Consider the following 11,421-nt stretch of genomic DNA (forward strand, 5'->3'; position numbering starts at 1 on the left):
CCGGTCGTCCTGTCCCGGGGCCGCCGCGAGCTGGCGCGGGGGGCGCCGCCGTTCTGGTCGGGGTGCTTCTTATGCGCTGGAACTCGACGGTGTCGTCGAGGCCGCGCGGCTGGGCCGCGAGGCCCGGGATCGGGATGGTGTGCCCCTGCGCCGCGTTGATCGACGGGGGCGCGCCGAGGGCCGGCAGCTCGATGCCCACCGGTTCGGCGGCCCGCGGCTCCGGCGGCAGCGGGCTGGCCAGGATCCGGTCCCGCTCCGGGGTGGTCGCGTCCAGCTCGTCGAGCACGTCCACCCGCACCGGCACGTCCTCCGGGGTCGCGCTGAACCGGGGGACCGCGGCCAGGAACGACACGGTCGGCCGGTCGTCGGCCCGCGGGCCGAGCTCGCCCAGCGCCTCGGTGAGCCTGCCCGCGGTGGGGCCGGTGAGCTGCCCGCCGCCGAACGCGGTCAGCTCGCCGCCGAGCGGCATCGGGACCTGCACCGGTTCGCCGTCGCGCGCCAGCACGAGCGGCCCGGACAGCGCCGGCGGCACCTGCGGGTGGTCCTGGTGCTCGCCGGGCACCTGCAGCGCCACCTGCTCGGAGCGGGCGGCGGGCACGTGCGGGGCCTCGGCCAGGGCGACCACGAGCAGCGAGGGCGGGACCTCGTGCAGCCGGACGTCCGGGCCGGGCAGCTCACCGGAGGTGAGGTCGACGTCGGCCGAGTCGAGCAGTCCGGCACCGAGAGCCGCGGGCGCCGCCCGCTCCGCCCCGTCCCCGCCGAGCGCGCCGCCCCACAGGGCGACGATGCCGTCCTCGGGGTCCACCGTCGCCGGGTCGACCAGCGGGATGATCAGCTCGCCGGTCACCTCCGGCACCTTCGCCTCGGCCGGGTGGCCGTGGCCGCCGCGGACGATGTCGCCGATCGGACCCGCCCAGCTCAGCGAGCGGTGGAAGCCTTCGGCCGGGGTGCGCACCTCGGCGCCGCGGCGGAGGCTGTGCCGCCCGTCGCCCGGTGCGGGCCGCGCGGTCGCCGGATCGCCGACCCAGCCCGCGAGCTGCATGTCCGGCCGTGCGGGGTCCAGGTCGCGCAGGACCGGGATCTCCTGCGTCATGTCGTGCTCGACGGCGGGGAGCAGGTCGCGCACCGGGTCGATCTTCCCGGTCAGCACCAGCGCCCGGTAGCGGCCGGTGTCGGCGTTCACGTGCGCCGCGAACGAGTGCGCCAGCTGCGGCCGGGCGTCGTCGGCGTCGAACGCGGGCGGCACGGAACCTCCCCGTTCCGGATCGGCTGGTGACCTGTCGTACCGGGTGCCCAGGCTGCCGTGGTCCCCGTCTCCGGACGGGCCGGTGCCTTCGGCCGCGGCCATCGTGGTTCCCACGGCCAGCACACCACCGGTGACCAGCGCGGCACGCACGCCGCGCTTCGCCCAAGTCTGCATGCGGTCTCCTTCGGATATTTCCCCGTTCGGGCGGGGAAAGCAATGGTTTCGAGAGGTGCCGTCATCGGACGTTGACCACAGTCCGGCGGCGTTGGGACGAGTGCGCTTCGGAGCGCGGCGAGCGGATCGCCGCGGCGCTCGCTCAGTCCGGGGTGGTGCCGGGGGACGGCGCGGAGGTGCCGTTGAGCGCGGAGTCGGCGGTCCGGCCGGCCGAGCGCAGCGCGGTGAGGCCGGCCGCGGCGGCGGGCAGCGGCCGGGTCATGCCGACGCCGCCGTTCCCGCCGCTGCCGTCGGAGGTGTGCCCGGCGGTGCCGGTGGCGGGCGGCGTGGTGACGGCCTTGCCCGGCGACCACGGTGCGCGGTGGCCGGGCGCGGCGGGCGCGGCGGCCACCTCGCTCGTGCCGTGCGCGGTGAACACCGCGGAACCGGTGGCGGGCGCCGCCGCGGGGTTCGCGGGTGCGGGCAGCGCCCCGGCCGTCGGAGCCGGCGGGTCCGGGAGCCGCGGCTCGGCAGGCGCCGGCCCGGGAGCCGGCAGCGGCGCGGGAGGTGCGGACGGCGCGGGAGCGCCCGGGCTGACGCCGTGCCACAGCGGGGCGGTGAGCTTGCCGAGCCCGTCGGCGACCGGCCGGGTCAACCCCTCCAGCGGTGCGGGCCGGTCGGCCCCGGGTTCCGGGACGAGCGCGCCGCGCACCGGGCGCAGCAGCGATCCCGCGCCGTGCAGCGCGGTCGACACCGGCTCCGCCTCCGCCACGCGGCCGACGAGGTGCTGCGGTGCGAGGTCGGCGAGGGAGAACTGGCCGGGATCGGTGGCGGGGTCCGGCGCGTCCACTTCGGACTCGTCAGGTCGCGGCGCGGCGTCCGGCTCGCTCGCGGCGTCCGGCTCGCTCGCGGGTTCCGCGGCGCGGGCCAGCGGTTCGGCGATGTGGTGCACGACGGTGCCCACCTGGCGGACCGGCCTCGGCAGGTCGTCCGCGCGCTCCGGCGGGTCGGTGCGGTGTTCCGGTGCGGCGGCGCGGTGTTCCGGTGCCGCGGTGCGGTGTTCCGGTGCCGCGGCGGGGTCGGCGGGCAGGTCGGGCACGAGGTCGGCGACGCGGTCCGATGTGGACTCGTGGGCGCCTCCGGACGCCGCGGGCAGGTCGACCAGCGCGGGGTCCGCACCGGCGTTCCCGGCGAACCAGCCGACCGAACTCCCCGCGGCCGCCGCTCCGGCGACGACCAGCGTGCGGGCCAGCAGCCGCCATCCGCGGCCACCGCCTGCTGTTCGGAGGCTGTCCGACATCTGCTGGTCCGGTTCCACTTTCCGTCGGGGCTGCATGTCCGCTAGCGACCCTCCGTTCGACCGGCGCGGTTGCGCCGTTCGGCGGCTTGATCGACGTGCACTGCCGACGGGCACTCTGTCAGCAGGCGGAGCGCGGACCTAGCGATCTCGCCCAACACCCCCGGATCGGGTGACAAATCCGCTCGGCGCCCGGATTGCGCCGACCGCACCGGGAACGACCTCGTCGCGGCTACGGTGGCGTGGTGAGCAACGCGAAGATCGCACCACCGGATGATGCCGCCGCCCACGTGCCGCGGGTACTGCGAGTCACGGCGGCCGTGTGCTGGCGCCTGCTGGTCGTGCTCGGCATGTTGTACGTGCTGAGCCTGGCGTTGGGCAGGCTCTACGTCGTGGTCATCCCGGTGGCCATCGCACTGCTGCTGGCGGCGCTGCTCGCCCCGGCGGTGTCCTGGCTGGCGCGGCGGAAGGTGCCGCGGGCGATCGCGACGGCGGTGGTGCTCGTCGGCGGGCTGGCGCTGGTCGGCGGCGTGCTGACCTTCGTGATCAACGCGTTCATCAACGGCTTCCCCGAGCTGCAGCGGGAGATCCTGCGCAGCCTCGGGCAGATCCGGGGCTGGTTGCTGCAGGGGCCGCTGCACCTGCGCGAGGAGCAGATCGACGAGTACCTGGGGCAGGCCGCCCGCTGGTTGCAGGAGAACCAGGCGGCGCTGACCAGCGGTGCGCTGTCCACGGCGTCCACGTTCGGCAACTTCCTCACCGGCCTGGTGCTGGCGCTGTTCACGCTGATCTTCTTCTTGCACGACGGCCGCCGGGTGTGGCTGTTCCTGATCGGCCTGGTGCCCTCGCACGTGCGGGGCCGGGTGGACGTGGCCGGGATCCGCGGGTTCGCCTCGCTGGTCGGGTACGTGCGGGCGACGGCGCTGGTGGCGGTCGCCGACGCGGTCGGCATCGGCATCGGGTTGACGCTCATCGGGGTGCCGCTGGCGCTGCCGCTGTCGGCGCTGGTGTTCCTCGGCGGGTTCGTGCCGATCGTCGGCGCGGTGGCCTCCGGTTCGGTGGCGGTGCTGGTGGCGCTGGTGACCAGCGGCTGGGTGAACGCGCTGCTGGTGGTGCTGGTCGTGCTGCTGGTCCAGCAGGTGGAGGGCCACATCCTGCAGCCGCTGTTGCTGGGCCGCGCGGTGCAGGTGCACGCGCTGGCCGTGGTGCTGGCGATCAGCGCGGGCGTGGTGCTCGGCGGGATCGTCGGCGCGCTGCTGGCGGTTCCGGTGGTGGCGGTGCTGAATTCGGCGATCCGCTCGCTGACGGCAGGCGAGGACGAGTCGACGCCGGTGGAGGCGACGGATCCGCACGAGGCCGAACCACCGGCTCCGGATTCCGCGGCCGACGGCGCGGAGCGGGACGATGCCGGTGAGTCCGGTGCGGAACGCCGTTCCGACGGCGGGTCCGGGAAATCCTCGGCCGGTGGTCCCGCGGATTCGGCTGGTCCCGATTCCGATTCCCGCTGATCGGGAGCGAACGATCGAAAATCGAAACGAGTCCGGGCCGGAAAGGGGTGCATCCCGCCGGCCCGGACCCGTTCCGGAGGACCGCCCCGAAATCCGCTCGCGAATGGTGCGCGAAAGCCGAGATCAGGCGAACGTCACCGCATTCCGCCCCGACGATTTCGCCGTCAGCAGCGCCGCATCCGCGGCCACCAGCAGATCGGGCAGCTCGTAGCCGAACCGTGCGGTGGTCGATACCCCGACGCTCACCGTCACGCCGGTCAGCTCGCGCGGCCGCCCCATGGTGTCCCGGGTCGGCACCGACAACGCGGCCACCGACAACCGGATCCGCTCGGCCACCGCGTGCGCCACCTCCGGGCACGCGTGCGGGAGCAGCACCACGAACTCCTCCCCGCCGAACCGGCCCACCAAGTCCTCCTTGCGCACGCTGTCCCGCAGCATCACCGCGACCGCCGCCAGCACCGCGTCCCCAGCGAGGTGCCCCACCTCGTCGTTGACCCGCTTGAAGTGGTCCAGGTCGAGCAGCAGCAGCGCGGCACCGCGGTCCCGCGCGCACGCCCGCCGCAGCTCCATCCGCGCCATCCGGTCCCAGTGCAGCGCGTTCGCCAACCCGGTCTTGCCGTCGCGCTGCGCCGACCGCCGCCAGTGCGGCAGCTGCCCCGCCAGGTCCAGCAGCGCCAGCATCGGCGCGCCCAGCACCGCGACCTCCGGCTCGCGCAGCACCGCCATCCCCAGCACACCGCCGAAGCAGGCCGCCACGATGCCCAGCAGCACGTCGATCGGCTCGCCCACCACGTCCTCGCGCGGCGCCCCCGGGTCGCGCAGCCGCAGCCCGATCCCCACCAGCAGCGCCCGCACCGCCAGCAGCGTCGTCCCCGCGAGCACGATCAACGCCGGATCCCACCGGGGGTCCTCCCAGCCGATGACCCAGCGGGCCGCGAACACCGCCAACGTCGTGGAGGCGGTGACGAACAGCCAGCGGTGCGGATCGGGCCGCGCCTCCAGCACCCCGTGCAGCGCCGGGCCGAGCAGCAGCAGCACCAGCAGGTTCGGCGGCAGCACGAGCCCACCGGCCGCCAGGTAGGCGATGTGCACGGTCCACGGGTCCCGGCGCACGCCGCTGCGCAGGTGGATGGTCACCGAGGTCGCGATGATGACGGCGGCCGCGGTGCCGCCGAGCATGCCGAACCGGAACCACTCGGTGCGCGTCGGCGGCGAGTTCAGCAGCACCACCGGGAGGACCAGGCCGATGGCGGCGGCCTGGGTGAGCAGCACGTGGATCAGTGCGGGTGCCCGGAGCCGCCACAAGGGCCACGGCGCCATGATTCCTCACGTCTCTTCCTCGCCCGGACGGGCGAGCGGTCATTGATCCGATCGACTTTTCCGGAAACGCGCGAATGGCGGTGCCCCACTGCAGCCAAGTACCGGATCGGTTACTACTCCCGAGCCTGGCACAACTAGATCAACCGTGGAAACCCGGCTCTCAGGTCCATTCGGGTAGATCCGCTCGGTGATGACAAACACCGAGCGTGTTCACCGATCGTCGGCTCACGCAACTCGATCGGTACGGCAGGATGGTCGATCGGGAGGGAACAGCCGTGATGTCGAAGAACACCGCGCCGCAAGGCGTCCGGGTGGCCGATGGGCGCTCGCCGTTGTGGCGCGCGCACAACTTCTTCCGCTCCGTAGGACTCGGGTACGCGGTGCTGTGGTTCGCGATCCAGTTCCCCGCCTACCAGCGCCCGGCCCTCGCGGTCGTCGAGATCCTCGTCATGATCGGCTGGACCGTGTTCACCGTGTGGCGGTTCCGGCGGCGGGAGGGCCGGACGAACGCGCTGGTGCTCGCGGACCAGGTGCTGATCTCGGTGCTGTTCCTCGGCAACGAGCTGATCATGACCGAAGAGCAGATGCGGCAACTGGCGCCGTCGGTCATCACCATGTGGCAGCCGTCGATGGTGACGCTGGCCGGCGTGCAGTGGGGCTGGATCGGCGGCGGGATCTCCGGCGCGGTCTCCGCCCTGATCAACTTCGCGATCCGGGACGTCTACGCGCCGCTGATGTTCCAGGACGCGGTGCTGCTGATCGGGGCGGGCCTGCTGTTCGGGCTGGCCGCGGACACCGCCCGCCGCTCCACCGAGCGGCTCAGCCAGGCGCTGCGCGCCGAGGCCGCGACCGCCGAGCGGGAACGGCTCGCCCGCTCCATCCACGACAGCGTGCTGCAGGTGCTGGCGCGGGTGCGCAACCGCGGCGTCGAGCTCGGCGGGGAGGCCGCCGAACTCGCCCGGCTCGCCGGGGAGCAGGAGATCGCGCTCCGCTCGCTGGTCGCCACCGCTCCGCCCGAGCACGACGCGGAGGGCGAGGTGGACCTCGTCGCCCGGCTCCAGGTGCTGCGCACCGGCAAGGTGCAGGTGTCCGTCCCCGCCACCGACGTGCGGCTGCCCGAGCCGATGGGCTCCGACGTGCTGCTGATCGTGCGGGAGGCGCTGGAGAACGTGGACCGGCACGCGGGCCCGGATGCCCGCGCTTGGGTCTTGCTCGAAGAGCTGCCGGACGAGATCGTGATCAGCGTCCGGGACGACGGCCCGGGCATCGCCGCGGGCAGGCTGGCCGAAGCCGCCGCGGAAGGCCGGATGGGCGTGGCCCAGTCCATCCGCGGCCGCGTCCGGCACCTGGGCGGCACGATCTCCCTGGACACCACCCCGGGAGAAGGCACCGAGTGGGAGATCCGGTTACCGCATCCGCACCCGGCCCCGGCGGGGGCGGGCGGACGCGCGAGATCGGTGGCCGAGAAGATGTTCCCCCGGCGGACGGCGCCCGCCGCGGACCCGGACCGATCGGACGACCGGGATGCCGACCCGGCACCGCGCGGAGGAGGAGAAGGATGACCGAGCCGCACGTGTCGGTGATGGTGGTCGACGACCACCCGATGTGGCGCGACGGGGTTTCGCGAGATCTCGCCGAACGCGGCTTCGAGATCCGCGCGACCAGCGGGGACGCGGTGTCCGCGCTGCGGATCGCGCGCACCGTGCGCCCGGACGTGGTCCTGATGGACCTGAACCTCGGCGACACCTCCGGCGTCGACGCGTCCCGGCAGATCACCCAGGAGATCCCCGGGACCCGGGTGCTGGTGCTGTCCGCGAGCGGGGAGCACAGCGACGTGCTGGAGGCGGTGAAGGCGGGCGCCTCCGGCTACCTGGTCAAGTCCGCCTCGGTGGACGAGCTGGTCGACGCCGTGCGCCGCACCGCGGCCGGGGACGCCGTGTTCACCGCCGGCCTGGCCGGGCTGGTGCTGGGCGAGTACCGGCGGATGGCGGTGTCACCGGGCGCCGAATCGCAGGCCCCGCAGCTCACCGACCGGGAGACCGAGGTGCTGCGGCAGGTGGCGAAGGGGCTCACCGCGCGGCAGATCGCGAACAAGCTGGTCATCTCGCACCGCACCGTGGAGAACCACGTGCAGTCCACGCTGCGCAAGCTGCAGCTGCACAACCGGGTCGAGCTGGCCCGCTACGCCATCGAGCACGGCCTCGACGCCGACGGCGAAGCGGGCGCCGCGCCGAGCTGACGCCGCGCGGGAGCCCCCACCCGCAAGATCCGCCCCGATTCACCCGACCCGGCGACCACATCGGTCGCCGGGTCGTTCCGCGTCCGGCCCCGGGGCGCCCTTCCCCCTGCGCAACGGGCGGTTTCACCCCAGGTGACGGGCCGGGCCCCACCGGTCGCCCACGCGAGTGCCCGGCGCGCACCGTGACGGGCGGGTGACGGGTCGGTGACGCCGGGTCTGGCGTACTTCCGGCCAGCGGCGCAAGAGGCCGCGGTTCGAAAGTTCGTCAACTCGATGAGGAGTACGACCGTGAACGTTTTCGAGATCTCCGAGCTGGAACTGTCCGCCGAGCTGCTGCCGACGCGCGAGGCCCTCGGTTCGTTCAACTTCGCCGACCTGTACGCGACCAACACCGCGGTCGCCATCAGCGGCGAGGGCGACGCCGTCGCGATCGCGAACCAGGACATCGACCTCGGCCAGGAAGGCTGATCCAGCCACCTGACCCGGTCCTCCTGCGGACCGCCCTGGTGACCCCGATGGGGGATATCGGGGTCACCTCCCGCGGCGACGCCGCCGCGGCCGTCTTCCACTCATCTCTACATCTGGAGCACATCGTGAACTTCGAGACCTGTGCGGAGCTGCTGCCCGCTCGCGAGGCCCTGGGCAGCCTGAACTGGGCCGACGTCTACGCCACCAACACCGCGGTCGCCATCAGCGGCGAGTGCAACGCCGTGGCGCTCGCCAACCAGGACATCGACCTCGGCCAGAAGGACTGACCTGTCCTGACCGAGTTCCCGGTCGCGCGCCGGGGAAAACCGTCGGCGCGCGGCCGGGCACCACCTAGGAGGAGAAGACATGAACGAACTGGAGCTGGCCGGGCAGTCGGCCGAGCTGCTGCCCCGCCGCGAGGCCACCAGCCTCGTCGACGTCACCACGGTCGTGCCGGTGAACGTCGGCGTCGCGGTCAGCCTCGGCGGCGACGCCGCGGCGATCGTCGGCCAGTACACGAACGTGGAGTAAAAGCGGATATCGGACGTGCCGGCCGGCCGGGGGCGGGGATTTCCCCGTCCCCGGCCGGTTTTCCTGGAGGGGAACCATGTCAGAAACCACCCAGGTCGGGCCGGGCGCACCCGCCGAGCCCGCCTCGTCCACCCCGCGGAGCCGACGCCGCACCGGCTCGCCCCCGGTGCCAGCGCAGGCCACCCACCGGGACGCGCCACCACCCGAGCCCGAGGCCCCGGAAGCCGCCGCCACCGCCGAGGTGGACGAGCACGCCGTGCCGCAGCTCGCGGCGGGGGTCTCGCTGTGCGGCCGGTACGAAGGCGCCGGGTACACCGATCCGCGTTTCCTCATCGCCCGCGCCGACGGCCAGATGGTGCTGGTGTCGGAGCTGCTCTACGAGGTGACCACGCACATCGACGGCCGTCGCGACCTCCGGGAGATCGCCGCGCGGGTCAGCGCCGCCGCGGGCCGGGAGATCTCGCCGCTCGGCATCGGCTACCTGGTCGCCGAGAAGCTGCACGCCCTGGGCGTGGCGGCGCTGGACGAGCCGGTGGCGAACGCGCCGCGCGCCGACCCGCTGCTGGCGCTGGCGCTGCGCGGGGTGCTGCTGCCCGCGAAGGTGGTGCGGCCGCTGGCCGCGGTGCTCGCGCCGCTGTTCCAGCCGATCCTGGTGGTGGCGGTGCTGGCCGGGATGCTCGTGGCCGACGTGGTGCTGGTCGCCTCCGGCGCGTTGGACCCGGCGTTCCACTCGGCGGTCGGCGACCCGGTGCAGGTGCTGGCGCTGATCGTGCTGCTGATCAGCTCCACGCTGTTCCACGAGACCGGGCACGCCGCGGCCTGCCACTACGGCGGCGGCAAGCCGGGCGCGATCGGCGTCGGCATCCTGCTGATCTTCCCGGCGTTCTACACGAACGTCACCGACGCCTACCGGCTGAACCGGGCGGGCCGGTTGCGCACCGACCTGGGCGGGCTGTACTTCAACGCGATCTACATCCTGGCGGTGGCCGCGCTGTTCTGGGCGACGCACTTCCCACCGCTGGCGGTGTTCATCGTGCTCAGCCACATGCAGATGCTGCAGCAGCTGCTGCCGCTGATCCGGATGGACGGCTACTACATCCTCGGCGACCTGGTGGGCGTGCCGAACCTGTTCGGACTGGTGCGGCCGATGGTGCGCAAGGCGCTGGGCAAGCAGCAGCCGGGCGAGTCCGCCGGGGAGGCGCTGCGGCCGCGGGTGCGGCTGCTGGTCACCTGCTGGGTCGCGGTCGTGGTGCCGGTGCTGTTCCTGGCGGTGGCGCTGCTGTTCGTGCGGGTGCCGCGGTACCTGGGCACGGCGCTGGAGCGCGGGCAGGACTACTGGCTCAGCGGGGCCGCGGGCTTCGCGAACGGGCACGTGCTGGCCGGGGTGCTGGCGGTGCTGTCGATGTTCGTGCTGCTGCTGCCGTGGATCGGCGGCATCGCGTTCGTCATCCGCACCGGGCGCAAGATCGGTGCCTGGTACCGCAAGAAGCACCCGCGCTACGTGCCGCGGCACCGGGCGCCGGCGACCCGCAACCGGCTCGGCCTGCGCATCTCGTGAGCAGCCGGAACGTCACCCCGGGTAGTCGTGTAACGGCGCGCCGTCACCGCCACGACGCCACCGGTGACGGGTCATGCCTGCGTGTGGCCCGTCTTGGCCGGAACAAGGGGGGAACCATGAGCGAGGGACCTGCGCGCCCGATCCCGCTCCCGAGACCGCAAGCCGCGCCGCGGCTGCAGCTGACCCTGCTGGGCGGGTGGTCGCTGCACTGCGACGGCGCGGGAGTGGCCGTTTCCAGCAACGGGCAGCGCCTGCTGGCGCTGCTGGCGCTGCGCGGGCGGACGCAGCGCGACCTCGTGGCGGGCACGCTGTGGCCGGGCAACGACGACCAGAGCGCGCTGGCGAGTCTGCGGACCACGCTGTGGCGGGTGCGCAGGCGGGTGCAGGGGGCGATCGTCGGCGGGGGGCCGGAGATCGGGCTGGGGGAGCAGGTGTCGGTGGACGTGCACGAGCTGACGTCCACGGGGCAGCGGCTGCTGCGGCAGGAACCGGTGGCCGACTGGGCGGCGATCGGCCACACCCTCGCCCGGCAGGACCAGCTGCTGCCCGGTTGGTACGAGGACTGGGTGCTGGCCGAGCGGGAGCGCCTGCAGCAGTTGCAGGTGCACGCGCTGGAGATCGCCGCGGAGCGGCTGGTGCAGTCGAGCCAGCTGGCGACCGCGCTGGAAGTGGCGCAGGCGGCGACCGTCGTCGAACCGTTCCGCGAGACCGCGCACTGCGCGGTGGTCGAAGTGCTGCTCAAGCAGTCGAACCCGGCGCAGGCCCTGCGCCACTACCGGCGGTACGAGCAGCTGCTGGACCGGGAGCTGGGCATCGAACCGTCGCGGCGGCTGCGGGAGCTGGTGCGCCCGGTGCTCGGCGACCACGTGCGGGCCTGACGGGGGTGGACCCGGACGCCCGCGGGTGTCCGTGGGCGACGGGCTCCGCTGGGGATGGAGCTCGCCGCCCGCCGCGCCGGGGGGGGGGGCGCCGGCGGCCCCCCCCCCCCGGCGGGCCGCCCCCCCCCCCCCCCCCCACGACCGGGGCATCGATCTCGACGGCGGTGGCCGGTTTCCCGGCGACCATGCCCCGCACGGTCACCCGACCGGCGGCGATCAGTTC

At 73.9% G+C, this 11,421-nt stretch carries 11 protein-coding genes; 8 read left to right on the plus strand and 3 right to left on the minus strand.

All coding sequences use genetic code 11. The features are described 5' to 3' along the window. Both LCD33_RS25650 and LCD33_RS25655 read right to left on the minus strand, forming a co-directional pair. Positions 1-1,420: hypothetical protein (locus LCD33_RS25650; RefSeq protein WP_224978361.1), on the minus strand; the 1,420-nt coding region annotated here is incomplete at its 3' end. Positions 1,421-1,562: 142 nt separating this feature from the next. Beyond that, on the minus strand, positions 1,563-2,699 hold the full coding sequence (locus LCD33_RS25655) for a hypothetical protein (protein WP_224978362.1): 1,137 nt from the start codon (positions 2,697-2,699) through the stop codon (positions 1,563-1,565). Positions 2,700-2,941: 242 nt separating this feature from the next. On the opposite strand from LCD33_RS25655, the gene LCD33_RS25660 reads away from it, so the two are divergent. Beyond that, complete coding sequence (locus LCD33_RS25660) at positions 2,942-4,204, plus strand: AI-2E family transporter (RefSeq protein ID WP_224957080.1); 1,263 nt, start codon at positions 2,942-2,944, stop codon at positions 4,202-4,204. Between the two features lie 123 nt (positions 4,205-4,327). Here the strand turns inward: LCD33_RS25660 and LCD33_RS25665 are convergent, their stop codons facing one another. After that, positions 4,328-5,524 (minus strand): diguanylate cyclase, encoded by a 1,197-nt coding sequence (locus LCD33_RS25665; protein WP_224957078.1) that lies wholly within the window; start codon positions 5,522-5,524, stop codon positions 4,328-4,330. Between the two features lie 278 nt (positions 5,525-5,802). Between LCD33_RS25665 and macS the strand changes: the two genes are divergently transcribed. The 7 genes from macS to LCD33_RS25700 all read left to right on the plus strand — a co-directional run bounded on the left by macS (position 5,803) and on the right by LCD33_RS25700 (position 11,198). After that, a complete protein-coding gene (gene macS, locus LCD33_RS25670) occupies positions 5,803-7,086 on the plus strand; it encodes a MacS family sensor histidine kinase (RefSeq protein WP_224978363.1) in 1,284 nt (427 codons plus the stop codon). After that, positions 7,083-7,763: a response regulator transcription factor gene (locus tag LCD33_RS25675; protein WP_224957075.1), complete on the plus strand. Its 681-nt coding sequence runs from the start codon at positions 7,083-7,085 to the stop codon at positions 7,761-7,763. Before macS ends, LCD33_RS25675 begins: the two co-directional genes overlap by 4 nt. 288 nt (positions 7,764-8,051) lie before the next feature. After that, complete coding sequence (locus LCD33_RS25680) at positions 8,052-8,231, plus strand: hypothetical protein (RefSeq protein ID WP_224957074.1); 180 nt, start codon at positions 8,052-8,054, stop codon at positions 8,229-8,231. Between the two features lie 47 nt (positions 8,232-8,278). Further along, positions 8,279-8,518: a hypothetical protein gene (locus tag LCD33_RS25685; protein WP_224957073.1), complete on the plus strand. Its 240-nt coding sequence runs from the start codon at positions 8,279-8,281 to the stop codon at positions 8,516-8,518. 79 nt (positions 8,519-8,597) lie between these two features. Then, entirely contained in the window at positions 8,598-8,762 is a 165-nt protein-coding gene (locus LCD33_RS25690) for a hypothetical protein (protein ID WP_224957072.1), read from the plus strand. 76 nt (positions 8,763-8,838) lie between these two features. Continuing rightward, on the plus strand, positions 8,839-10,320 hold the full coding sequence (locus LCD33_RS25695) for a hypothetical protein (RefSeq protein WP_224978364.1): 1,482 nt from the start codon (positions 8,839-8,841) through the stop codon (positions 10,318-10,320). A 116-nt stretch (positions 10,321-10,436) separates the two neighbouring features. After that, on the plus strand, positions 10,437-11,198 hold the full coding sequence (locus LCD33_RS25700) for a BTAD domain-containing putative transcriptional regulator (protein WP_224957070.1): 762 nt from the start codon (positions 10,437-10,439) through the stop codon (positions 11,196-11,198). Positions 11,199-11,421: the final 223 nt, after the last annotated feature.

This window comes from Saccharopolyspora sp. 7B, from assembly GCF_020177435.1.
GTDB lineage: Bacteria > Actinomycetota > Actinomycetes > Mycobacteriales > Pseudonocardiaceae > Saccharopolyspora_C > Saccharopolyspora_C gregorii.

What these genes read in the sequence shown, in the direction of transcription:
- LCD33_RS25685 (WP_224957073.1), top strand. Translation starts at nt 8,279, where the DNA reads ATGGGGGATATCGGGGTCACCTCCCGCGGCGACGCCGCCGCGGCCGTC.
- LCD33_RS25675 (WP_224957075.1), top strand. Translation starts at nt 7,083, where the DNA reads ATGACCGAGCCGCACGTGTCGGTGATGGTGGTCGACGACCACCCGATG.
- LCD33_RS25655 (WP_224978362.1), bottom strand. Translation starts at nt 2,699, where the DNA reads ATGTCGGACAGCCTCCGAACAGCAGGCGGTGGCCGCGGATGGCGGCTG.
- LCD33_RS25665 (WP_224957078.1), bottom strand. Translation starts at nt 5,524, where the DNA reads ATGGCGCCGTGGCCCTTGTGGCGGCTCCGGGCACCCGCACTGATCCAC.
- macS (WP_224978363.1), top strand. Translation starts at nt 5,803, where the DNA reads ATGTCGAAGAACACCGCGCCGCAAGGCGTCCGGGTGGCCGATGGGCGC.
- LCD33_RS25690 (WP_224957072.1), top strand. Translation starts at nt 8,598, where the DNA reads ATGAACGAACTGGAGCTGGCCGGGCAGTCGGCCGAGCTGCTGCCCCGC.
- LCD33_RS25695 (WP_224978364.1), top strand. Translation starts at nt 8,839, where the DNA reads ATGTCAGAAACCACCCAGGTCGGGCCGGGCGCACCCGCCGAGCCCGCC.
- LCD33_RS25700 (WP_224957070.1), top strand. Translation starts at nt 10,437, where the DNA reads ATGAGCGAGGGACCTGCGCGCCCGATCCCGCTCCCGAGACCGCAAGCC.